Below are 22,128 nucleotides of genomic sequence, written 5' to 3' on the forward strand. Positions count from 1 at the left end.
ACCGTGGCTACGCCACCTCACAATTCTCACTCCGGCTCGGGGGACCGTCGTGGTTCCTCCGGTGGCGCCGGAGGTTCCGGTCGCTCTGGAGGCGGCCGGTCTGACTCCGCGGGCGGCCGTTCGGACTTCGGCGCCGGGCGCTCGAGCTCTGGCGGCGGACGGTCCGGTGGAAGCGGCGGGCGATCCGGTGCGGGCGCCGGCCGATCCGGCGGTTCTGGTGGTGCCGGGCGGTCAGGTGGTTCTGGCGGTGCCGGACGCTCTGGTGGCGCTGGCGGCTCCGGGCGAGCTGGTTCCGGTGGATCCGGGCGATCAGGTGGTGCCGGCGGTTCTGGCGCTGGGCGTTCTGGGCCCGGCGGTGCTGGGCGGTCGGGTGGTGCCGGTGGACGCGGTGGTTCTGGCGGTGGGCAGTCTTCCGGTGGGTATCGGGGACCGTCCGGCCGTGGGGACGGACCGCGGACGGGTGGACCGCGTGGTGGATCGCGCGACGGGCGTTCCGGGGATCGTGACGAGAACCGGTACGACAACCGGCGCGGGTATGCCGGGGCGCGGGGTGATGACAAGGCTGAGCGGGATCCGTTCCGTGGGCAGTTGTCCGATCGTGAGCAGCGCGATGACCGGGGTGCCGGTGGTCGTGGCGCCGGTCGTGATGACCGAGCCGGTGGTTACCGCCGCCCCGAGGGACGTGACGACCGTGGGAGTGCGGGCCGTGGTGGTCCCCGACGGGACGAGAGCGGCTTCCGGCGGGACGAGCGGCCGGCTGATCGCGGTACCTACCGCAGGGACGACCGGTCTGGACGCGACGACCGCGGCGGTCCCCGCCGCGACGAGCGCGCCGGCGCCGACCGCGGAGGCTATCGCAGCGATGAGCGCTCCACAGGCGGCGACCGCGGCGGCTACCGGGGCAGCGAGCGTTCCGGCAGTGGCGATCGCGGCGGCTACCGGAGCGATGACCGGTCCGGTGGTGGGGACCGTGGCGGCTACCGGAGTAATGACCGTTCCGGTGGTGGCGAGCGCGGTGGATACCGGCGTGACGAGCGTTCCGGTGGTGGCGAGCGCGGTGGATACCGGCGTGACGAGCGCTCGGGTGGTGGCGATCGCGGTGGCTATCGGAGTGATGAGCGTTCCGGTGGTGGCGATCGTGGCGGGTACCGGCGTGACGAGCGTTCGGCAGGTGGGGAACGTGGCGGATACCGGAATGAGCGTTCCGGTGGCGGCGGTTATTCGCGGGGTGGGCGTGACGAGCGTGGTGGGCGCGATGAGCGTAGTGGGTATCAGCGGGATGACCGGGGTGGTCGGGATGAGCGGCCGGCTCGGGATGGGTACCGGGGTGCGGCGCGGGGGAGCGGGCCGGCTCGGGGTGAGCGTGGGGCGTTCCGGCGGGATGAGCGTGGTGGCGACTCGCGTGGGCGTTCGGGGCCGCGACGGGACGACCGGGACGAGCGGCGCGGTGGGCCTCGGCGGGATGACCGGGGCGAGGAGAAGGTTGGGCCGCGCCGGGACGATCCGGCCATTCCGGAAGGGATCACCGGGGCTGAGCTCGACCGTTCGGTGAAGGCCGAGCTGCGGTCGTTGCCGCGGAGTCTGGCGGATCTGGTCGCCCAGCATCTGGTCGCGTCGGGGCGGTTCCTCGACGACGATCCGGAGCGGGCGTATCAGCATGCCCGGACGGCGCGGCGATTGGCTGCGCGGCTCGGCGGCGTACGGGAGGCTGTGGCGATCACGGCGTACCTGGCTGAGCATTATGACGAGGCACTGACGGAGTTCCGGGCGGTCCGGCGGATGACCGGGAACCACGAGGTGCTCGCGATGATGGCTGACTGCGAGCGCGCGCTCGGGCGGCCGGACAAGGCGCTGGCGCTGACGAAGGACAAGCATGTCCGCGAACTGTCGGAGGGTACGCAGATCGAGCTGCTGATCGTGGCGGCCGGTGCGCGGCGCGACATGGGGCAGACGGCGGCGGCGATCCAGACGCTCGAGGTGCCGGAGCTGACCAAGCGGACGCGGGCCGAGTGGTTGCCGCGGCTGCGCTATGCGTACGCCGACGCGCTCGAGGCGGCTGGGCGCACGGAAGAGGCGCTCATCTGGTTCCACCGGGCGGCCGGCGTCGACGCGGACGGTGTCACCGGCGCTGCCGAACGTGCTGCCCGGCTCGAAGGCCTCGAGTTCACCGACCTCGACGAAGACGACACAGTCGTGGACGACGAGTACTTCGAGGAGGAAGACGCCCTGGCCGAGGAGGAAGACGCCCTGGCCGAGGAGGAAGACGCCCTGGCCGAGGAGGAAGACGCCCTGGCCGAGGAGGAAGACGCCCTGGCCGAGGAGGAAGACGCCCTGGCCGAGGAGGAAGACGCCCTGGCCGAGGAGGAAGACGCTCTGGCGGACGCGCCTGCGGAGGACGACAAGCCGGAGGAATAAGACAGCGCGCTCGACGTACAGCCGCGTTCTGCTCGCGCGGGGGAGAATGGGGCGATGACGGAGAGCGTGGGTGGGGTGGGCGAGCCGCTGGGGGCTGAGGCTCCGGTTCGGGTGCTGGTGGGTAGCGCGCTTGCGAAGGGCGCTACCCGGCTCCAGGGTGCGGTGCTGATGGTGGAGAAGGGCGAGGACGACGCCATCCATCAGGTGCGGGTGTCGTGCCGGCGATTGCGGAGCGACCTGAAGCTGTTCCGGAAGCTGCTGGCGGGCGACTGGGCCGGCGAGTTGCGCAGCGACCTGGCCGCCCTGGCCCAGGCGTGCGGTGAAACCCGGGATCTGGAAGTGATCGCCGCGCTGGTGCGCGAGACCGCGAACAGTGAGGACGACGAAGAGCACGTCGAGACGATCCTGACGACGCTCACCGTCGGGCTGGACCGTGCCTCGGCACGATCGGCCGAGGTGGTGCTGGGGGCGAGCACCGCGGAACTGCTCGAGACACTCGAAGCAGTCGCCGCAGCGCCGGACCTCAAACCAACGGCCGCCAAGCCGTGCGGCGAGGTCCTGCCCGAGCTCCTGGATGCCGCCAACCTCAAGTTCACCCAAGAGGCGAACAAGCTGAAGCCCTGGACTCCGGACGACGACTGGCACGAGGTGAGGCTGTTGGCGAAGCGCGTCCGGTACGCCGCCGACACCAGCGCCTCCGTGCTCGGTGACGAGGCCAAAGCCACCGCAACCCAAGCAGCCAAATATCAAGAGCTACTGGGCCAGCACCAGGACCACTGCGCCGCGGCCGATGCTCTGACCGCCATGGCCGAGGATGCAGCCGCTCAGGACGACCCAGAGCTGTCCTTCACCCTCGGACGCCTGACAGAGCGCCACCGGGCCGCTCGCAGGCCACTCCGCGAGGAGTTCCTCAGCCTGTACCACCGGCCCTGACAGCTCACAGCGTCCGGAACAGCAGCCCCACCCGAGGCTTAGGGCCGAACGACGTCGCCTTTTGCGGCAGTACGGCGCCCCGCACGGCTGACCGTAGTACCTGATCCATCCGAGGCGCGACGAGCTCCACAGCCGCCTGCTGAGGCCCAGCGAGTGCCACCGCGTCCTGAAGGGTGTGGTGGAAGCTGATGTCCGCCTCAACCACTCCCCAGGCCGGCAGCAGCAGGTCGTGAAGCATCGAGACGGTCGGAGCCTCCTGTCCGCGCGTGGAGCGCAGAGTCACCCAGCTCGCCCCATCCGTCACGGCAATCCGGTCTGGCACGTGCTCCACTCGACCAGGCAGCACCTGCCAGCCCTCCGGCGTACGCGTCTGGACAGTGGCGAGGTCCAGCCCCGGTACGACGCGGTGGATCGGATCCAACGTGAGTGGGTGGCGGTTGTAGTCGACCAGCATCGCCAGCCCGACCTCTGCACTCGGGCGGGTCGGTTCACGCCGCTGCCGTTCCAGGTACGCCGCATAGCGATGGTGGCCGTCCGCGATCAGCGCCTCGTGCTGAGCCAGTTCCGCTGCGATCATCGCCAGCGTCGAAGGGTCCTCGATCCGCCAGATCCGATGATGTGCGCCGTTGTAGGTGTCAGCGACGACCCATGGCTCACCAGAGCGTGCGTTGTCCACCGCATCACTCGCTGCGCCACCATCGCCGTACGCGAGCAGGATGGGCTCCAGGTCGGCGTCGGTCGCTTCCATCAGTTCGAGCCGGTCGTCCACCCAGTGCGGCATCACATTCTCGTGGGGCAGCACCACTCGCCTCGCCGGATCCAGGCCGAGTGAGCCGACCAGTCCGCACAGTACGGCGCTCCCCAGTTGCTGCTCGTACACGTACAGCGCGGGCCGCGGATCCTGTACCACCACGCCGTCGCGTTGCCACCCGGTCAGCCGTCGCGCGGGTTCGTCGTACCGGCCGGGGCCCAGGTCCGGATCGCGTGGAAGGATGAGCCTCACCATGTTGTGCAGATCAGAGTCAGTCAGCCGCCGGACCAGGGCGGGTTCCAGCACGTCGTACGGCGGTGACGTGACGGCACCGAGCGCGCTCACCTTGCCGGCCACGAACCGCCACGCGCGCAGCGGGTCGAGCCGCAGGGCGCCCCTCGAGTCCGGCCCGCTTGATGGCATGGGCGGAATCGTACGGGGGGAAGCATGACCACGGAACGGAAAGCGCCCGCACCGCTCTCGGCGTGTGACGAACCCCTCGCCAGCCGGTACGACGTGGCCCTGCTCGACCTGGACGGGGTCGTGTACGTCGGCCCGGATCCGGTCCCGGACGCGCCCGAGAACCTTCGGAAAGCTGCCAAGGAAGGCATGCGGATCGGCTACATCACCAACAACGCGAGCCGGCCGGCGCGGGTCGTCGCCGAACACCTCGCGTCGTTCGGGCTGGATGTGATCGCCGACGACGTGGTGACGTCCGCGCAGGCGGCGGCGAAGCTGATCGCGAGCGAGTTCCCCAAGGGGTCGCCGGTGCTCGTGGTCGGTGGTGAAGGGCTGTACACGGCCCTCGAGGAGTACGGGCTGAGTCCCGTCCGGAGCAGCGACGCGCGGCCGGTCGCCGTCGTCCAGGGGTTTCACCCGGATGTGAACTGGGTGATGCTCGCGGACGGCGCGCACGCGATTCACGAGGGCGCGAAGTGGTTCGCGACCAATCTGGATCTGACGATTCCGACCGCGGCCGGGATGGCGCCGGGGAACGGGACCCTGGTGCAGGCGATTCGCGCCGCTGTCGATGTGGATCCGGTCGTGGCCGGCAAGCCCGAGCCGCCGTTGCTCGAGACAAGCATCGAGCGGCTCAAAGCCCAGCGTCCGTTGATGATCGGGGACCGGCTGGACTCGGACATCGCCGGGGCGCACGCGGTCGGGATCGCGAGTCTGTGGGTCGCGACGGGTGTGAACGACGCGCATGACCTGGCCCGTGCCCCGAAGGACCAGCGGCCGACGTACATCGCGGCCGGGCTGGGTGCGCTCGCGGAGAAGCAGGCCGGCGTGACGGTCGACGGTGCGCGGCACACATGTGCGGGCTGGACCGCCGAGGTCGTGAACAACGCCGTGTCGGTGAAGGGCGAGGGCGCGCCGTACGACGGTCTGCGGGCGATCCTGTCCGCGGTGTGGGCCGCGGTCGACGCGCCGGCGAGACCGGCCCCGAAGCCGGCCAAGACCGCCGGTCGCACCCGTCGCCCGCTCCCGAAGCCCGCGCCGGCCCCCGGCACGATCGCCATCGACGCCGCCCTGCACCGGGTCGGCCTGGACAAATAGCCGCATGCCCCCTCAGCTGGAGGGTTGGGCCATTGGGGGGCGGGGCTGGGTGGTATTGCGGGGGTGAGGCGATACCGTTGCTGGGGACGAGCGAGGAGGCAGTCATGGTGTTGGACGCACTGCGCGGCTACGTACAGCTGGCGAGCGGGCTGACCGAGGTCACCCGGCAGAAGGCCCAGGCGGCCGCGAAGGCGCTGCTGCAGCAGACCGGCGCGGATTCGCTGACGACCGGGCTGACCAGCAAGGTGAGCGAGCTGACCGACGAGATCGTTGCCACCAGCAAGAGCAACCGTCAGCTCCTGCAGGCGATCGTGTCGAACGAGGTCGAGGGGGCGGTCGCGCGGCTCGGGTTCGTCCGCGCCGAGGAGGTCGCGGCGCTGACCCGCCGGGTGCGAGCGCTGGAGGGTGAGCTCGCCGAGACCCGCGGCACCGCGCCCGCCGCTGCCGCGCCTGCCGGTGACGAGCTGGAGGACGACGACTGGTCGGCACCGGTGCCGCACAAGGCCGCCAAGAAGGCGGCCGCGAAGAAGGCTGCGAAGAGGGCACCGGCCGCGAAGAAGGCGGCCGAGAAGCCGGCGAAGAAGGCGTGACATGACCGAGCATCCAGGCGAGCAGTTCCCGCCGGACGTGGACCCTGACGTCGAGCCGGGCTTCGCACCCGACCCGTCCGAGGAAACGCCCGCCCTCCCCGACTACGACACCGAACCAGGCCCGCAGAACCACGCGTACGCCGAGGCCGAGGCCGACACCGAAGCAGCCTTCGAAGCGTCGCTGGACGAATCAGCCGCCGCTGAGACGGTTGAGGAGCACGCGCATGTGGACCCGGCCGAGGTGGAGTTCGGTCCCGAGTTCGCGCGGTCCCCGGGCCAGGAGCACGAACACTCCTTCCTGGCCGAGTCCGCCGAGGATCCCGCTCCGCGCGAGCAGGGGCATCCTCTCGTGGAGGAGACGATGTCCCGGCTGGACGAGTTGCGCGACCGGCCGGTGAGCGAGCATGCCGAGGTGTACGCCGACCTGCACGAGCGACTGCAGAGTGCCTTGGTCGAGGCTGACGCCGAGCACGGTGACCGAGGCCAGACGGTCTGAGTGGCCAAGGGAGTCAAGCGATCGCGGCTCGACGCCGAGTTGGTACGACGCGGTCTCGCGCGGTCTCGTGAGCACGCGAGCGACCTGATCGCGGCCGGCAAGGTGAAGGTGTCCGGGACCGTGGCCTCCAAGCCCGCGACCGGTGTCGGCGCCGACGCACCGATCCTCGTCGACACGTCCGAGACGGACGACCCCGGCTATGCGAGCCGTGGTGCGCACAAGCTGATCGGTGCCCTCGAAGCCTTCGACCAGGTGCAGGTCAAGGGCCGCCGATGCCTCGACGCGGGCGCGTCCACCGGCGGATTCACCGACGTACTGCTCCGCAACGAAGCAGCTCAGGTGATCGCCGTCGACGTCGGCTACGGCCAGCTGGTGTGGTCGTTGCAGACCGACGAGCGCGTCACGGTGATGGACCGGACCAACGTCCGCACGCTGACCCTCGACGACATCGGTGGTGAACCGGTCGATCTGGTCGTCAGCGACCTCAGCTTCATCTCGCTCACGCTCGTCCTGCCGGCGCTGATCGGTGTGGTCAAGCCGGACGGCGATCTGATGCTGATGGTGAAGCCGCAGTTCGAGGTGGGTAAGGAGCGGCTCGGGAAGGGTGGCGTGGTCCGCGACCCGGAGCTCCGCGCGGACGCCGTACGCGGAGTGGCGGCCAAGGCCCGGGAACTCGGCTGGGGACTCGCAGGCGTCGCAGCCAGCCCATTGCCTGGTCCGTCAGGAAATGTCGAATACTTCCTGTGGATACGCCGATCAGCGTCGCCCCTCGATGAGACGATGCTCCAGAGCGCTATCCAGAATGGTCCACAGTGAGAGGTGGGGTCCTAGGTGGGTGAGCACGAGCCGCGGCGCGTGCTGCTGGTGACGCACACCGGGCGGGAACTGGCGGTGGAGGTGGCGCGCGAGGCACACCGGCTGCTGACCGGCGCCGGCATGCAGGTCCGGCTGCTCGGCGACGAGGCCGAGGCGCTCAAGCTCGACCCGGTGGAGACCGTCGACGACCACGAGAAGGCGGCGCTGGACGTCGAGCTGATCATGGTGCTCGGTGGCGACGGCTCGATCCTGCGCGGTGCCGAGCTGGCCCGCCCGCACGGTACGCCGGTGCTCGGCGTGAATCTCGGTCACGTCGGGTTCCTGGCCGAGGCCGAGGTGGACGACCTGGAGCGGATCGTCCAGGTGGTGGTGGACCGCAGCTACACGGTCGAGGAGCGGATGACGCTGGCCGTCGAGGTCCGGCTGGCCGGCGAGCTGATCTTCGACACCTGGGCGCTGAACGAGGCGAGTGTGGAGAAGGCGGCCCGCGAGCGGATGCTCGAGGTGCTGGTGGAGGTCGACGACCGCCCGCTGTCGCGCTGGGGCTGCGACGGCGTCGTGGTGGCGACCCCCACCGGGAGTACGGCGTACGCGTTCTCCGCGGGTGGTCCGATCGTCTGGCCCGAGGTCGAGGCGATCCTGATGGTGCCGCTCAGCGCGCACGCGCTGTTCTCGCGGCCGATCGTGGTGGCGCCGACGTCGCGGCTGTCGATCGAGCTGATCCCGTCCTGGCACGGGCGCGGTGTGCTGTGGTGTGACGGCCGCCGGATGGTCGAGGTGCCGCCGGGCGCCGAGATCGAGGTGCGGCGCGGAACGACCCCGGTCCGGCTGGCCCGGGCGCACGAGGCGCCCTTCACCGACCGGCTGGTGGCGAAGTTCGATCTCCCGGTGCTCGGCTGGCGTGGGGCCGCCGAACGCAAACGCAACGGCAACACCCAACAGGAGACCTAGACATGCTGTCCGAAATCCGCATCACCGGGTTGGGCGTGATCGAGGACGCCACGCTGGACCTCGATCCGGGGTTCACCGCGGTCACCGGCGAGACCGGGGCCGGCAAGACGATGGTCGTGACCGGGGTGAACATGCTGCTCGGCGGCCGGGCGGACAGCGGCCTGGTGCGGCACGGCACCCGTCGGGCGCGGGTCGAGGGCCGGGCCAGCGGCGTACCGAAGTCGATCGTGCAGCAGGCCGAGGACCGTGGCGGTGAGCTGGACGACGACGAGTTGCTGATCGCCCGCGAGCTCTCCGCGGAGGGCCGGTCCCGGGCGTTCCTCGGCGGCGCGTCCGTCCCGGTGTCCGTGCTGGGTGAGGTGTCCGGCGACCTGGTCGCGATCCACGGACAGGCCGACCAGTGGCGTCTGCTGCAGCCCGCGCGGCAACGCGAAACCCTGGACACGTTCGCCGGCAAGCCCCTGCTCGTGCCCCTGCAGGAGTACGCCGCGGCCTACAAGCGGCACCGCGAGGTCGAGGCCGAGCTGACCGAGCTGACCACCCGGCAACGCGATCGCCTCGCCGAGGCGGACCTGCTCCGCTTCGGCCTGGACGAGGTCGCGAAGGCCGAGCCCTTGCCGGGCGAGGACATCGAGCTCGCCGCCGAGGAGGACCGCCTCGCGTACGCCGACGGCCTGCGGACCGCGGCCACCACGGCAGCCGACGCCCTCGCCACCGAGGACATGGACTCCACCCGGCCGAACGACGTGATCGGGCTGCTCGCCCTGACCAAGCAGGTCCTGGATGCGGAGCGCCGGCACGACCCCAAGCTGGCCGAGCTGGCGGACCGGGCCGGCGAGCTCGGGTACCTGGCCGCCGATCTGGCCGGCGAACTGTCGTCGTACGCCGCTGATGTCGACACCGACCCGGCTCGGCTGGCGGTGGTGAGCGAGCGGCGATCGTTGCTGACCGGTCTGGTTCGCAAGTACGGCGCTGAGCAGGGCACCGTGGACGAGGTCCTCGAATGGACGAAGCGGTCCGCGACTCGCCTGGCCGAGCTGGACGGTAGCGATGAGCGGGTCGAATTGCTCACCGCTGAGCTGGCTGAGCTGGACGCGGGGCTCGCCGACCTGGGCCGGCAGATGCGCGAGGCCCGGATCGAGGCCGCGGAGCGGCTCGGCGTCCTGGTGTCCGAGGAGCTGACCGGTCTGGCGATGCCGCACGCGAAGCTGTCGGTCGAGGTGCACGAGACCACCGCCGGACCGTTCGGGATCGACGAGGTCGAGTTCTGCTTCGCGGCGAACCCGGGGAGCCCGGCGCGCCCGCTGCAGAAGGCCGCGTCCGGTGGTGAACTCTCCCGGGTGATGCTCGCGCTCGAGGTGATCCTGTCCGACACGCACCCGGTGCCGACGCTGGTGTTCGACGAGATCGACGCCGGGATCGGCGGCCGCGCCGCGGTCGAGGTGGGCAAGCGGCTGGCCCGGCTGGCGGAGAAGACCCAGGTGATCGTGGTGACGCACCTGCCGCAGGTGGCCGCGTTCGCGGACCGTCACGCCATGGTGCTGAAGAGCGACGACGGCTCGGTCACGACGAGTGGTCTGGTCGCGCTCGACGACGATGCCCGGTTGAAGGAACTGTCGCGGATGATGGCCGGCCTGGAGAACTCCGACGCCGCCCAGGCCCATGCGGAGGAACTCCTCGCCCTCGCCGCGGAACGCCACAAACCCCGGCGAAAGAAGCGCTGAATACCGGCCGCACGTCGTTCGAAAGGACGATTTTGACGCAGCGTTACTGTTATTTCAGTGCGTGAACAAGGGCCTGCCCGGGTAAATGGCCAGGGAAGGGGCTCTTGACATGGCAGGATGAGAGCGCGATGAAACTGCCCAGCCTGCGGAGAGCGCGACCTACTGAACTGCCCGGGACCGCCGGAGTGGTCCGGCTCGATCGGCGTACCAAGAATCTCACGAAACGGCTGAAGCCGGGCGAGATCGCGGTCATCGACCATGTCGATCTGGACCGGGTCAGCGCCGAGGCACTCGTCGACTGCAAGGTCGCCGCGGTGGTGAACGTCGCCGACTCGATCAGCGGCCGCTATCCGAACCTCGGTCCGGAGATCCTCGTCGAGGCCGGGATCCCGCTGGTCGACGGGGTCGGCCGCGAGGTGTTCTCGATCCTGCACGAGGGCGAGCGGGTGCGGCTGCACGAGGGCTCGCTCTACCGCGGCGAGGAAGTCGTCGCCAAGGGCGTCACGCAGGACAGCCAGACTGTCGCGGAGTTGATGGACGAGGCCCGGTCGGGGCTGTCCAGCCAGCTCGAGGCCTTCACCGCCAACACCCTCGAGTACCTGCGGCGCGAACGCGACCTGCTCCTCGACGGTGTCGGCGTCCCCGAGATCCACACGCCGATGGACGGCAAGCACGTGCTGATCGTGGTCCGCGGGTACGACTACCGCGAGGACCTGGTCGCCCTGCGGTCGTACATCCGCGAGTACCGGCCGGTGCTGATCGGGGTCGACGGCGGCGCCGACGCTCTGGTGGAGAACGGGTACGCCCCGGACCTGATCGTCGGCGACATGGACTCGGTGCGGGACGACACGCTGAAGAGCGGCGCCGAGGTCGTCGTGCACGCGTACCGCGACGGCCGCGCGCCCGGCTCGGAGCGGCTGGAGCGGCTCGGGGTCGACTCGATCGAGTTCCCGGCCACCGGCACCAGCGAGGATGTCGCGATGCTGCTGGCCGACTCCAAGGGTGCCTCGCTGATCGTCGCGGTCGGCACGCACAACTCGCTGGTGGAGTTCCTCGACAAGGGACGCTCCGGGATGGCGAGCACCTTCATCACCCGGCTGCGGGTCGGCGCCAAGCTGGTGGACGCCAAGGGTGTCGGCCGGCTGTACCGCAGCCGTGTGTCGACCTTCCAGGTGGTCGCGCTGGCCGTGGCCGGCCTGTTCGCACTCGGCATGGCGTTGGTCGCGATCGGCGCCGACGACGTGCTCTGGTCGATCCTGCGGGCGCGCTGGAGCGACTTCGTCTACTGGATCCGGGAGCTGTTCACGTGATCGACTTTCGCTACCACATCGTCTCGATCGTGGCGATCTTCTTCGCCCTGGGCGCCGGTGTGGTGCTCGGTTCCGGCCCGCTGAAGGGCGCCGGCAACGAGCTCGTCCAGGCCCAGGCCGAGAAGGACCGGCAGCAGCTGGCCGACGCGCGGGCCGAGCTGGTCCAGGTGAAGGCCCTGGACAAGTATCGCGACGACTTCGTCGCCAAGGTCACGACCGGGCTGACCGACGGCAAGCTGACCGGCAAGAAGATCGTGGTCGTCACGATGCCGAACGCCGACGGCGACCTGACCACGTCGATCCAGGACGAGTTGGAGAAGGCCGGCGGCCAGGTGACCACGAAGGTGGCGCTGGACGCCAAGCTCTTCGACCCCGGTCAGCGCCAGCTGGTCGAGTCGCTGGTCACCCAGCTCGTCACCGCGGACATCCAGTTCCCGGCCGACAGTACGACGTACCAGCGGGCCGGACTGATCCTGGCCCGGGGGGTCGCGGCCAAGGAGGAAGGCAAGCCCGCCGACGCCGACTCGACCAAGATCCTCAGCGGACTGACCGGCGCGAAGCTGTTGTCGCTGAAGCCGTCGCAGATCAAGGACCGGGCCAGTCTGATCGTCGTCGTGGCCGCCAAGCCGCCGACGCCGACGCCGGACAACTCGACGTACAACGACTCCGTCGACTTCATCCAGGGTCTGGATGAGGGCAGCGGCGGTGTCGTCGTGGCCGGTACGCCGGAGACCGCGCAGAACGGCGGTCTGATCAAGGCCTTGCGGAGTGACTCCGACGCGTCCAAGATCGTTTCCTCGGTGGACGTGGCCGACCTCCCCTCCGGGCAGATGACAGTCGTCTTCGCGCTGGTCGAGCAGGCGAGTGGCAAGGCGGGGCACTACGGCGCCGTCGACGCCAAGAACGGCGTCGCGCCGTCGGCCGTACAGACGAAGGACAACTGACGTGGGAATTCTCAGCGCTGCCGTCGCGGCAGCCGCCACCGCCGCGCTCGAACGCGCCGCGGACAAGCTGCCGAAGGAGAACCGGGCGCCGTTCGAGCGGACCAACCATCGTGGTGAACCGGTCACGTTGCTGGAGGGACCGATCGCGGTCCTCGGCGCGCTGGCCGGGGTCGCAGCATCGAAGTCCGACGGCAAGGTCAAGGCGGCCGCGCTGCTCGCGGGCTCGGTGTCGGGTGCGGTCGGTGCGTACGACGATCTGCGCGGCACCACGCAGGCCAAGGGTTTCCGCGGCCACCTCAGCGCGTTGAAGCGTGGTGAAGTGACCAGCGGCGCGGTGAAGATCCTCGGCGTCGGTGCGGCCGGCCTCGCTGCCGCGGCGCTGCTGCCGCGCAAGTCCGGCGGTGTGAAGGCGGTCGCCGGAATCGTTGCCGACGGCGCCTTGATCGCCGGCACCGCCAACCTGACCAACCTGCTCGACCTGCGTCCCGGTCGTGCGCTGAAGGCGGTCGCCGCGGTGAACGCGCCGCTCGCGGTCGTGAACGGCCCGGCCGGCGCGGTCGTCGGAGCAGCCGTGGCCTCGGCGCCGTCCGACCTCGGTGAGCGTTCGATGCTGGGCGACTGCGGCGCGAACGGCCTCGGCGCCATCACCGGTACGGCGCTCGCCGCAGCGCTCCCGCGGCCACTCAAGACTCTGGTGCTGGGCGCGGTCGTCGCGCTGAACCTGGCGAGCGAGAAGGTCAGCTTCACCAAGGTCATCGCAGGCAACCCGGTCCTGGACAAGATCGACCAGTGGGGCCGACGACCCAGGTGAGCGAGGACGGCTCGGCCGGCCGGCCGAGCGCGGGAGCGCGCGTAGCGCAGGCGGCTCTGCTCGTTGCCGGGATCACTGTGCTCGCCCGAATTGCCGGCTTCGGCCGCTGGCTCGTCTTCTCGAAGACGGTCGGGGCCGGTTGTCTCGCCGAGGCCTACACCACGGCGAATCAGCTGCCGAACATTCTGTTCGAGGTGGTCGCCGGCGGAGCGCTCGCCGGAGTGGTCATCCCGGTGCTGGCCGGGCCGGTGGCGCGGGGCGACCGAGCCGCGCAGGGGCGGATCATCGGCGCGCTCTTCTCGTGGTCCTTTCTCTTGCTGGCGCCGTTCGCCTTGCTGGCTTGGGTTCTCGCAGGTACCTACACGGACGCGATGCTGGACCCCGGTGCGGAGTGCGGTGGTTCGGCGGCGACTGCGACCCGGATGCTGGCGATCTTCGTGCCGCAGGTGTTCGGCTACGCGATCGCGGTGATCGCGACCGCGGTTCTCCAATCCCACAAGCGTTTCGCGGCTGGTGCGCTGGCGCCGTTGATCTCGAGCCTGGTGGTTGTTGCCACGTATTTCCTCTTCGCGGCAGCGGCCCCCAGAGCCGACGCGGCCTCACGGAGTGCCGCCAACCTGCTGGCTTGGGGTACGACGGCCGGAGTGGCCGCACTGGCGCTCACAGTCCTCGTGCCGATGCTGTTCCTGCGCCTGCCGATCAGACCCACACTGCGACTGGACGCTGGCGTCGGTCCGGTGCTCCGAAGGCTCGCACTGGCCGGCCTGGCGGTCCTGATCGCACAGCAGCTCACCTTCGTCGTCACCACCTACCTGGCCAACCACAGGGGTGTTGCGGGCAGCATTGCCGTCTACACCTGGGCCAACGCGATCTACCTGCTCCCGTACGCCGTACTCGCGGTGCCGATCACCACGGCGGTGTTCCCGCGGCTCGCTGCGACGCATGAGTCACGGGAGCGCTTCGACTTCTACGCGTCGGGCTCAACGCGCGCGGTGATGCTGGCCGGCGGCGCAGGAGCAGCCTTGCTGGTCGGGACCGCTGTCCCAGTGGCACGCATCTTCGCGTACGACGACGGCGCGGTGCACGAGGCCAGGGCATCTTCGCTGAGTCACGCGCTGGTCGCCTTCGCACCTGCTGCCATCGGTTTCGCGGTCCTGATGCATGTCGGCCGCGTGCTTTACGCGCGGCACTCCGGTCGCGAGATGGCGATCGTGACGTCGGCGGCCTGGGTGCTGGTCGCCGTTGCCGGGGTGGTGCTGACAGCCAAGTGGGACGCGGTGCCGGCGTTGGCAGCAGCCATGTCGGTCGGCATGGTGGCAGGCGCTGTTGTCCTACTCGTCGTGCTGCAGCGTGAAGCCGGGCCTGGTGTGCTGTCCGGACTGACCCGTGCCACCCTTGCCGCAGTAGTCGGCGCAGCGCTGGCCGGTGCTGCAGGCTGGGCGGTCGCCCTGCCGGCCGACGACGCCGGAGTGGGCGAGGCACTCGTGTTCGGCGTGCTGTCGGGTCTGGCGGTTGTCATCGTGTACGCCGCGGTCGCGGTGGTCCTGGATCGCGCGGATGCCCGCGCACTGTTCCGTCGGCGTCTGGTGGAGGAGAAGCAATGAGGATCGGGCTGCTGCTCGCGGAGTCGCGCGGCGGGATCGGGCAGCATGTCGCATCGCTCGTGCCTCGCTTCATCGACGCCGGGCACGAGGTGGTCGTGTGTGCGCCGCCAGGTACCGCGGAGCACTTCGACTTCGGCGCTGCGACGATCGTCACGCAGGCGCCGGCGCTGCGTGGGTCCGATGTGATCCATGCGCACGGCTATCGCGCCGGCATGGCCGCACTGCGGGACCGGTCGCGGTTGCGGCCGCTTGTGGTCAGCTGGCACAACGCGGTGATCGCACCCGGACCGCGTGGGTTCGTGATGCGGTTGGGCCAGCGCCTGGTCGCCAGGGGCGCGGACCTGACTCTGGGCGCCTCCAGCGACCTCGTGGACCTGGCGAAGAGCCTGGGCGCCCGGGATGCCCGTCTGGCGCCTGTGGCGGCTCCTGCGATTCCTCAGGTCCGCACGCCGGCTGCGGACGTGCGCCAAGCACTGGGCGTGGGCCAGCAGCCCCTGGTCCTCACAGTGGGTCGGTTGGCTCCGCAGAAGGACTATCCGACCCTGCTGTCCGTCGCTGCCCAGGTGCAGGAGTCGACTCCGGACGCCGTGTTCGTGGTCGTCGGTGATGGGCCGCTGCGCGAGAACCTGCAGGCCCGGATCGACGCCGAGCATCTGCCGGTGCGGCTGCTCGGACATCGGTCCGATGTGGCCGATCTCCTGGGTGCCGCCGATGTGTTCTTGCTCACATCGCACTGGGAGGCCCGGGCCCTGGTGATACAGGAGGCGATGCAGGTCGGCGTACCGGTGGTGGCGACCGCGGTCGGCGGCATCCCCGAGCTGGTCGAGGGCAGCGCTGTCCTCGCGTTTCCCGGTGATGCGGACGGGTTGGCCGACGGCGTTCGGGCGGTGCTGGCGGAGCCCGAGACCGCGAACGGTATGCGGACGCGGGGCCGGGAGTTGGCCGCCAGATGGCCGGACGAGGACGCGGTGGCGAAGAATCTGCTGGACATCTATGCGGGTCTCGTCGCGACCAGGGGTTGACAAGAGGTAGGCTGAAGGCCCGTGGACAGGGCTTCGAACTTCCAGCAGACCAAGCACGTTTTCGTCACCGGTGGTGTGGCGTCCAGCCTCGGCAAGGGGCTGACAGCGTCAAGCCTCGGCAGTCTGCTGACGGCACGGGGCATCCGGGTGACCATGCAGAAGCTGGATCCATATCTGAACGTGGATCCCGGCACCATGAACCCGTTCCAGCACGGCGAGGTGTTCGTCACCAACGACGGCGCCGAGACCGACCTGGACATCGGTCACTACGAGCGCTTCCTCGACCGGGACCTCTCCCAGGTCGCCAACGTGACCACCGGACAGGTCTACTCGAGCGTGATCGCCAAGGAGCGGCGCGGCGAGTACCTCGGTGACACCGTCCAGGTGATCCCGCACATCACCAACGAGATCAAGGAACGGATGCTGGCGATGGCCGGCCCGGACGTGGACGTCGTACTCCACGAGATCGGCGGCACGGTCGGCGACATCGAGTCGCTGCCGTTCCTGGAGGCGGCCCGGCAGGTCCGGCACGACGTCGGCCGCGACAACGTGTTCTTCCTGCACATCTCGCTGGTCCCGTACCTCGCCCCGAGCGGCGAGCTGAAGACCAAGCCGACCCAGCACTCGGTCGCCGCGCTGCGCTCGATCGGTATCGCCCCGGACGCGGTCGTCTGCCGCGCCGACCGGCCGATCCCGGACGGCGTGAAGCGGAAGATCTCGCTGATGTGCGACGTCGACCAGGAGGCCGTGGTGGCCGCCGTCGACTCGCCGAGCATCTACGACATCCCGAAGGTGCTGCACACCGAGGGCCTCGACGCGTACGTCGTCCGCCGCCTGAACCTCCCGTTCCGCGATGTCGACTGGACCCGCTGGGACGAGCTGCTGCGCGTCGTGCATCACCCGAAGGACAACGTCACCGTCGCGCTGGTCGGCAAGTACATCGACCTTCCGGACGCGTACCTGTCGGTCGCGGAGGCGCTGCGGGCCGGCGGTTTCGACAACGACGCGCGGGTGAACCTGCGCTGGATCGCCTCTGACGAGTGCGCCACGCCGGAGGCGGCCGCGCGGCTGCTCGGTGACGTCGACGCGATCTGCATCCCGGGCGGTTTCGGCGTCCGCGGCATCGAGGGCAAGATCGGCGCGATCCGGTTCGCCCGCGAGCAGGGCATCCCGATCCTCGGTCTGTGCCTCGGCCTGCAGTGCATGGTGATCGAGGTGGCCCGCGACCTGGCCGGCCTGGTGGAGGCGAACTCCAGCGAGTTCGACCCGGACGCCGAGCAGCCGGTGATCGCGACGATGGAGGAGCAGAAGGACATCGTGTCCGGTTCCGGCGACCTGGGCGGCACCATGCGGCTCGGCCTCTATCCGGCGAACCTGGCCGACGGCTCGATCGTCCGCGGCCTGTACGGTGCTCCGTCCGTGCAGGAGCGGCACCGGCACCGCTACGAGGTCAACAACGCGTACCGGGACAAGCTGGAGACAGCCGGCCTGGTGTTCAGCGGACTGTCGCCGGACAACGAGCTGGTCGAGTTCATCGAGCTGGACCGCTCGCAGCACCCGTACTTCGTCGCCACCCAGGCGCACCCGGAGCTGCGGTCCCGGCCGACCAAGCCGCACCCGCTGTTCTCCGGGCTGATCGCGGCCGCCCTGGTCCGCCAGCGCGAGTCCCGGCTGCCGGTCGAGGAGCCCGCCGTCACGAAGAAGGCGCCGGCCGGCAAGACCGCGGTCAAGACTCGATGAAGGACCACCCAGAGCTGCGATTCGGTGCCGGTCTGGCCGACGTCCGTGAGCAGTGGCCGGTCTCCTCGTCGGAGGTCGTGCACACGACCGGTCGAGTCATCTCGGTACGGCGGGACACCGTCGCCCCACCGGGTCAGGACTCGTTCGTGCGCGATGTCGTCGTACACCCCGGTGCGGTGGGTGTGGTTGCCCTGGACGAGGACAACCGGATGCTGCTGGTGCGCCAGTACCGGCACCCGGTCGGCTACCGGCTGCTCGAGCCACCGGCCGGACTGCTCGACGTCCAGGGGGAGCAGTACCGCCTGGGCGGTGAGCGCGAGCTGTGGGAGGAGACCGCGACCAAAGCCGCCGACTGGCGCATCCTGGTCGACGCGTTCACGTCGCCCGGCATGACCACCGAAGCGATCCGCATCTTCCTGGCCCGCGACCTGTCACCCGACGACGAGTCCTACGACCGCCTCCACGAGGAGGCCGACATGGAAACCGTCTGGGCCCCGCTGATCGACGTCGTCGGCGCCGTCCTGGCCGGCCACCTCCAGAACCCCATCCTCGTCATGGGCTCCCTCGCCGCCTGGACCGCCCTCAACGGCCCCGGCTTCGAATCCCTCCGGCCGGCAGACTCCCCCTGGCCCGCGAAGGATAGTTAGCGCACGACTTTGGTCCCGTCCGGCAGAGGACTAAGTCCCTGCCGGGCGGTTCCGCCCGCGCGGAATCTGGGAGCAACAGCGGGTTCCGCGGAGGTGACCAGATGAAGGGCAGCTACATCCATTGGGGCGTCATCCAGATCTCGGTGACGAACCTGGTGATCATCGTGGCGATGATCGTCGTCTTCGGACTGGCCCTCGTCGTCCCGTTCCCGACGGGCCGTTCGGACGATGACGACGAGGCCGGATCATGACCTCGATCGTCAGCCGTACGGCGGCCGGGGGACAGTCGCAGCCGGGTTCACGGAACTGGACAGCGCGTCTCCGCGCCCGGCTCGGACGGGTCGTCCCACCTGGTCAGCTGTTGCCGGACCGGCAACCGGCGTACGTCAGCTCCTGGATCTATGTCTTCGGTGTGCTGACACTGGCCGCCTTGCTGACGGTGCTGGCCTCCGGGGTGGTGCTGACGGTGGGCGGTGCGGCCTGGTGGCACACGTCGTCGGTCGGACACTTCGTGAACTCGCTGCACCTGTGGAGCGTGGAGCTGTTCTTCGCGTTCATGGTGATCCACCTGTGGGGGAAGTTCTTCATGGCCGCATGGCGTGGGCGGCGGGGACTGACCTGGATGACCGGGGTCGTCGCGTTCCTGGGTTCGATCGGCACCGCGTTCACCGGATACCTGTCGCAGTCGAACTTCGACTCGCAATGGATCAGTGGTCAGGCCAAGGACGGCCTGAACTCGGTCGGCATCGGCGCCTGGTTCAATGTGCTCAATCCGGGTCAGATGCTGCTGTGGCACGTCGCTCTGCTCCCCGGGTTGCTGGGGATCCTGGTGGTCGCGCATGTCGTGCTGGTCCGCCGGCACGGTGTCGTCCCGCCGATCGACGCGGAGTCGCCGACGGCAGCGGAGGCTGACGAGTCCGGCGAGGAGGGCCTGCGATGAACGCGACCTCGACACCGTCCCGGGCCCGGCGCGACCGGACCCCGGATGCCCACGACTTTCCCACCCGTTCCTACGACCTGGTCAAGGAGTTCGTCCTGGCGCTGGCCGTCGTGGTTGTCCTGACAGTTCTCCTGGCGGTGGTGTTCTCGTCACCGGACGAGAAGTCGATCAGCCTGGCGGACTGGGCGAACAAGGCACCGAACGACGTCGTGGCGACTGCCGCCGGTGAACTGGCCGGCACGACCACGAGTGCCGAGTACGGCCCGCCGTACAACACCGCCGGGTCCGGACAGGTCGTGGGTCCGCTCGCGCTGCAGCAGTGGGCAGGGGTGCGGATTCCGGTGGACTCCGCGCAGGATCTGGTCATCACACCGCTGCGCGGCGTGACTGACGACCCCGCGCTGACAAGCGCACTGGCCCGCTGGAGCGCGGCGACCCCGGAGCACCGGCAGACCTGGGCTGCGACCTATGCCGACGCGCTCGCCGCGGCACCGGACACCAACGCCTCCGCTGTCCCGGTCGTGCCCGCCGAAGGCCCGGTTCCGGTCCTGACGGCGAGCTTCCTGCGGTTGGCCCGGAGCGGCGGACTCGAAGGCGCACTAGATGCCAAGGGCAACTTCTACAAGGGCGATGCCACCCGTGGGCTGTTGCTGCTGTCCGACGGCGCCTACCTCGAGGACCAGGCGCGGGCGCGGAATCTCGGCGGCGACCAGTGGGGCATGATGAACGAGACCGGGAACTACCCGGGACAGCCCTGGATGTGGCTCTACACGTTCTGGTACCAGGTCAAACCCTTCTCGACCTCGGACAACGCCGACGCCCAGGTCTGGGCGCTGATGATGGTGCTGTCCCTCGGGCTGGTGCTCGTGCCGTTCATCCCCGGGATCCGCTCGATCCCGCGCTGGGTGCCGCTCCACCGGCTCGTCTGGCGCGACTACTACCGTCAGCACCCGCCCCGCTGACCCAGCCCGGCGCCGAACGCCTCGCCGCCGTCCTCCGCGAGGGCGGCGGCGACCACCCGTGCGCCGGCCGCCAGTTCCTCGGCGGGGACCTTCGGCAGCATGTCGTCCCACGCCGCGATCATTGCCCCACGCAACTGCATCATCCCGGCCGGCCGCGCCAGGAACCACAGATGGAAGTGCTCACTCCCATCACCCCACCGGTTGAAGTGCGTCCGCCCGACACTGTCGATCCGCCTGATCGCGTTCGCCACCCGCTGGATCATCGGGCCGAGCGTCGCGGTGAGCTCGGGCGGCAGATTGTCCAGCCGGTAGTGCTCCCGCGGCTCGAGCAGCGCCACGAACGGCAGCCCACCGGCCGCGAACCCGCTCTTGAGGTGCCACTGGTCGTCCCGCCAGATCACGAACCCGTCCGGATCCTCACACTTCGGGCACGAACCCCCGCCGGGCTCACCGCGCCGCGGCGGCTCCGGTAGTACCGGGTCGGCCAGTGGCACCACCTGGACGTCGCCCTCGAACGGGAAGAACGGTCCGCCCAGCAACGGCTCGGCTGACATGCGTTCGCCGTACGGAAGTCTGCGGTGGTAGTCGGACGGGAGTTCGGTCATGCGCACATTCTGCCTGCCGGCCGTCTCACGTTCGCAGTGGCCGGATCGAGAAGGAGGCAGCGGTACGTACACTAACGATTCGTACACTAATCAATGAGGAGGAACGATGGCGCGAGAGCAGGTGCTGGTCGACGGTGACTGGCTGGAGAAGCGGCTGGACGACCCCGCCGTGGTGGTCTTCGAGGTGGACGAGAACAGCCAGGCGCACGCCGATCGGCACATCCCCGGCGCGCTCGCCCTCGACTGGCGAGCCGACCTGCAGGACCCGCTCCGCCGGGACCTGATCGGCCAGGACGCCTTCGAGGAACTGCTGACCACGCACCAGGTCACGCCGGACGACACCGTGATCCTGTACGGCGGGGACAACAACTGGTTCGCGGCCTACGCGTACTGGTATTTCAAGCTCTACGGTCATCGGGACGTGCGCCTCCTCGACGGAGGCACCAAGCGCTGGCAGCTCGATGGACGAGTGCTGACGGATGCGCCGGCCGCCCGTGCCCGCAATCCCCGGCCGGCCGCCTACCAGGCCCAGCCCGCGGACGCGAACCTGCGGGCCTACCGCGACGACGTCATCGCCGCCATCGGCCGGGACAGCATCCTCGACGTCCGGTCGCCGGCGGAGTTCTCCGGCGAGATCCTGGCGCCGGCGCACTTCCCGCAGGAGCAGCCGCAGGTCCCCGGGCACGTCCCCGGCGCGATCAACGTGCCGTGGTCCCAGGCCGTGGCCGACGACGGCACCTTCCTCGCCGACTCACGGCTTCGCGAGCTGTACGCCGGTGCCGGGCTCTCGCTGACCGGACCCGGCGAGGCTGCCGCCGACATCGTCGTCTACTGCCGGATCGGTGAGCGCAGTGCGCACAGCTGGTTCGTCCTGCACGAGCTCCTGGACCAGCCGTCGGTGCGGAACTATGACGGTTCCTGGGTCGAGTACGGCTCGCTGATCGGCGTACCGGTCGAGCTGTGACCCGGCCTGTACGGGCGTTGCAGCGAGCTGCAACGCCCGTGCAACAGGCCGGCGGACCATCTGATCACGACCCCTCAGCTCCGGGAGATCAGATGAGCATCGCCAGCGAACGACACTGGACCACCGACCTCGTCACAGCCTTGTGCCAGCAGCTCTACGCCCTGGCACGACGCGAGGAGGAGGCCGCCGCCAACCTTGCCTCGCGGACGCCGTACTGGGCGTCGCTCCCGCCGTCGGTCGAGGCACATCGCGTCGCGGCCCGGCTGCTGCGCGACGATGCGGACCGCCTCGAGTTCGAGTCCCGTCCCTGGGGCGTCCCGATCTGAGGAGGTGGACCCATGCTGAT

General features: G+C 69.8%; 23 protein-coding genes. 21 read left to right on the forward strand and 2 right to left on the reverse strand.

Annotated features, from left to right (window positions below; all coding sequences use genetic code 11):
* Positions 1-166 precede the first annotated feature (166 nt).
* The 3 genes from OG876_RS24375 to OG876_RS24385 are packed head-to-tail and all read left to right on the forward strand — an operon-like array spanning position 167 to position 3,348.
* Entirely contained in the window at positions 167-1,552 is a 1,386-nt protein-coding gene (locus OG876_RS24375) for a hypothetical protein (RefSeq protein ID WP_328518936.1), read from the forward strand.
* Positions 1,549-2,415: a hypothetical protein gene (locus OG876_RS24380; RefSeq protein WP_328518937.1), complete on the forward strand. Its 867-nt coding sequence runs from the start codon at positions 1,549-1,551 to the stop codon at positions 2,413-2,415. Before OG876_RS24375 ends, OG876_RS24380 begins: the two co-directional genes overlap by 4 nt.
* Positions 2,416-2,469: 54 nt before the next feature.
* Positions 2,470-3,348 (forward strand): CHAD domain-containing protein, encoded by an 879-nt coding sequence (locus OG876_RS24385; protein ID WP_328518938.1) that lies wholly within the window; start codon positions 2,470-2,472, stop codon positions 3,346-3,348.
* A 4-nt stretch (positions 3,349-3,352) separates the two neighbouring features.
* Here the strand turns inward: OG876_RS24385 and OG876_RS24390 are convergent, their stop codons facing one another.
* Positions 3,353-4,522: a DUF1015 domain-containing protein gene (locus OG876_RS24390; RefSeq protein WP_328518939.1), complete on the reverse strand. Its 1,170-nt coding sequence runs from the start codon at positions 4,520-4,522 to the stop codon at positions 3,353-3,355.
* A gap of 24 nt (positions 4,523-4,546) precedes the next feature.
* Here OG876_RS24390 and OG876_RS24395 point away from each other — a divergent pair, with 24 nt between their 5' ends.
* The 16 genes from OG876_RS24395 (at position 4,547) to OG876_RS24470 (ending at position 20,213) form a co-directional block, all read left to right on the forward strand.
* Complete coding sequence (locus tag OG876_RS24395) at positions 4,547-5,656, forward strand: HAD-IIA family hydrolase (RefSeq protein ID WP_328518940.1); 1,110 nt, start codon at positions 4,547-4,549, stop codon at positions 5,654-5,656.
* A 104-nt stretch (positions 5,657-5,760) separates the two neighbouring features.
* Positions 5,761-6,246, forward strand: a complete 486-nt coding sequence (locus OG876_RS24400) for a polyhydroxyalkanoate synthesis protein PhaF (protein ID WP_328518941.1) — start codon at positions 5,761-5,763, stop codon at positions 6,244-6,246.
* Between the two features lies 1 nt (position 6,247).
* A complete protein-coding gene (locus OG876_RS24405) occupies positions 6,248-6,742 on the forward strand; it encodes a hypothetical protein (protein ID WP_328518942.1) in 495 nt (164 codons plus the stop codon).
* Entirely contained in the window at positions 6,743-7,558 is an 816-nt protein-coding gene (locus OG876_RS24410) for a TlyA family RNA methyltransferase (RefSeq protein WP_328518943.1), read from the forward strand.
* A gap of 15 nt (positions 7,559-7,573) precedes the next feature.
* On the forward strand, positions 7,574-8,509 hold the full coding sequence (locus OG876_RS24415; protein ID WP_328518944.1) for an NAD kinase: 936 nt from the start codon (positions 7,574-7,576) through the stop codon (positions 8,507-8,509).
* A 2-nt stretch (positions 8,510-8,511) separates the two neighbouring features.
* A complete protein-coding gene (gene recN / locus OG876_RS24420) occupies positions 8,512-10,233 on the forward strand; it encodes a DNA repair protein RecN (protein WP_328518945.1) in 1,722 nt (573 codons plus the stop codon).
* Between the two features lie 128 nt (positions 10,234-10,361).
* Complete coding sequence (steA, locus tag OG876_RS24425) at positions 10,362-11,543, forward strand: putative cytokinetic ring protein SteA (RefSeq protein WP_328518946.1); 1,182 nt, start codon at positions 10,362-10,364, stop codon at positions 11,541-11,543.
* On the forward strand, positions 11,540-12,487 hold the full coding sequence (locus OG876_RS24430; protein WP_328518947.1) for a copper transporter: 948 nt from the start codon (positions 11,540-11,542) through the stop codon (positions 12,485-12,487). Before steA ends, OG876_RS24430 begins: the two co-directional genes overlap by 4 nt.
* Before the next feature lies 1 nt (position 12,488).
* Complete coding sequence (locus OG876_RS24435; RefSeq protein WP_328518948.1) at positions 12,489-13,298, forward strand: hypothetical protein; 810 nt, start codon at positions 12,489-12,491, stop codon at positions 13,296-13,298.
* A complete protein-coding gene (gene murJ / locus OG876_RS24440) occupies positions 13,277-14,902 on the forward strand; it encodes a murein biosynthesis integral membrane protein MurJ (RefSeq protein WP_328518949.1) in 1,626 nt (541 codons plus the stop codon). The genes OG876_RS24435 and murJ overlap by 22 nt, the downstream gene beginning before the upstream one ends.
* Positions 14,899-15,924 (forward strand): glycosyltransferase family 4 protein, encoded by a 1,026-nt coding sequence (locus OG876_RS24445; protein ID WP_328518950.1) that lies wholly within the window; start codon positions 14,899-14,901, stop codon positions 15,922-15,924. The genes murJ and OG876_RS24445 overlap by 4 nt, the downstream gene beginning before the upstream one ends.
* 21 nt (positions 15,925-15,945) lie before the next feature.
* Positions 15,946-17,664 (forward strand): CTP synthase, encoded by a 1,719-nt coding sequence (locus OG876_RS24450; RefSeq protein WP_328518951.1) that lies wholly within the window; start codon positions 15,946-15,948, stop codon positions 17,662-17,664.
* Positions 17,661-18,311: an NUDIX hydrolase gene (locus tag OG876_RS24455; protein ID WP_328518952.1), complete on the forward strand. Its 651-nt coding sequence runs from the start codon at positions 17,661-17,663 to the stop codon at positions 18,309-18,311. Before OG876_RS24450 ends, OG876_RS24455 begins: the two co-directional genes overlap by 4 nt.
* A gap of 101 nt (positions 18,312-18,412) precedes the next feature.
* Complete coding sequence (locus tag OG876_RS24460) at positions 18,413-18,562, forward strand: hypothetical protein (protein ID WP_328518953.1); 150 nt, start codon at positions 18,413-18,415, stop codon at positions 18,560-18,562.
* Positions 18,559-19,251 (forward strand): cytochrome b N-terminal domain-containing protein, encoded by a 693-nt coding sequence (locus OG876_RS24465; RefSeq protein ID WP_328518954.1) that lies wholly within the window; start codon positions 18,559-18,561, stop codon positions 19,249-19,251. Before OG876_RS24460 ends, OG876_RS24465 begins: the two co-directional genes overlap by 4 nt.
* The gene (locus tag OG876_RS24470; protein WP_328518955.1) at positions 19,248-20,213 is read left to right on the forward strand and encodes a hypothetical protein; all 966 of its coding nucleotides are present in this window, start codon (positions 19,248-19,250) and stop codon (positions 20,211-20,213) included. Before OG876_RS24465 ends, OG876_RS24470 begins: the two co-directional genes overlap by 4 nt.
* Here the strand turns inward: OG876_RS24470 and OG876_RS24475 are convergent.
* Positions 20,195-20,818, reverse strand: coding sequence for a hypothetical protein (locus tag OG876_RS24475; RefSeq protein WP_328518956.1), 624 nt, complete (start codon positions 20,816-20,818; stop codon positions 20,195-20,197). The genes OG876_RS24470 and OG876_RS24475 overlap by 19 nt on opposite strands.
* A gap of 106 nt (positions 20,819-20,924) precedes the next feature.
* Here OG876_RS24475 and OG876_RS24480 point away from each other — a divergent pair, with 106 nt between their 5' ends.
* Both OG876_RS24480 and OG876_RS24485 read left to right on the forward strand, forming a co-directional pair.
* Positions 20,925-21,782, forward strand: coding sequence for a sulfurtransferase (locus OG876_RS24480; protein ID WP_328518957.1), 858 nt, complete (start codon positions 20,925-20,927; stop codon positions 21,780-21,782).
* A gap of 92 nt (positions 21,783-21,874) precedes the next feature.
* Positions 21,875-22,108, forward strand: a complete 234-nt coding sequence (locus tag OG876_RS24485) for a hypothetical protein (RefSeq protein WP_328518958.1) — start codon at positions 21,875-21,877, stop codon at positions 22,106-22,108.
* Positions 22,109-22,128 lie beyond the last annotated feature (20 nt).

This window comes from Kribbella sp. NBC_00359 (assembly GCF_036097425.1).
In the GTDB taxonomy this organism is placed as follows: domain Bacteria; phylum Actinomycetota; class Actinomycetes; order Propionibacteriales; family Kribbellaceae; genus Kribbella.

What these genes read in the sequence shown, in the direction of transcription:
- OG876_RS24455 (WP_328518952.1), top strand. Translation starts at nt 17,661, where the DNA reads ATGAAGGACCACCCAGAGCTGCGATTCGGTGCCGGTCTGGCCGACGTC.
- OG876_RS24395 (WP_328518940.1), top strand. Translation starts at nt 4,547, where the DNA reads ATGACCACGGAACGGAAAGCGCCCGCACCGCTCTCGGCGTGTGACGAA.
- OG876_RS24460 (WP_328518953.1), top strand. Translation starts at nt 18,413, where the DNA reads ATGAAGGGCAGCTACATCCATTGGGGCGTCATCCAGATCTCGGTGACG.
- recN (WP_328518945.1), top strand. Translation starts at nt 8,512, where the DNA reads ATGCTGTCCGAAATCCGCATCACCGGGTTGGGCGTGATCGAGGACGCC.
- OG876_RS24445 (WP_328518950.1), top strand. Translation starts at nt 14,899, where the DNA reads ATGAGGATCGGGCTGCTGCTCGCGGAGTCGCGCGGCGGGATCGGGCAG.
- OG876_RS24465 (WP_328518954.1), top strand. Translation starts at nt 18,559, where the DNA reads ATGACCTCGATCGTCAGCCGTACGGCGGCCGGGGGACAGTCGCAGCCG.
- steA (WP_328518946.1), top strand. Translation starts at nt 10,362, where the DNA reads ATGAAACTGCCCAGCCTGCGGAGAGCGCGACCTACTGAACTGCCCGGG.
- OG876_RS24400 (WP_328518941.1), top strand. Translation starts at nt 5,761, where the DNA reads ATGGTGTTGGACGCACTGCGCGGCTACGTACAGCTGGCGAGCGGGCTG.
- OG876_RS24385 (WP_328518938.1), top strand. Translation starts at nt 2,470, where the DNA reads ATGACGGAGAGCGTGGGTGGGGTGGGCGAGCCGCTGGGGGCTGAGGCT.
- OG876_RS24470 (WP_328518955.1), top strand. Translation starts at nt 19,248, where the DNA reads ATGAACGCGACCTCGACACCGTCCCGGGCCCGGCGCGACCGGACCCCG.
- OG876_RS24390 (WP_328518939.1), bottom strand. Translation starts at nt 4,522, where the DNA reads ATGCCATCAAGCGGGCCGGACTCGAGGGGCGCCCTGCGGCTCGACCCG.
- OG876_RS24405 (WP_328518942.1), top strand. Translation starts at nt 6,248, where the DNA reads ATGACCGAGCATCCAGGCGAGCAGTTCCCGCCGGACGTGGACCCTGAC.
- OG876_RS24480 (WP_328518957.1), top strand. Translation starts at nt 20,925, where the DNA reads ATGGCGCGAGAGCAGGTGCTGGTCGACGGTGACTGGCTGGAGAAGCGG.
- OG876_RS24475 (WP_328518956.1), bottom strand. Translation starts at nt 20,818, where the DNA reads ATGACCGAACTCCCGTCCGACTACCACCGCAGACTTCCGTACGGCGAA.
- OG876_RS24485 (WP_328518958.1), top strand. Translation starts at nt 21,875, where the DNA reads ATGAGCATCGCCAGCGAACGACACTGGACCACCGACCTCGTCACAGCC.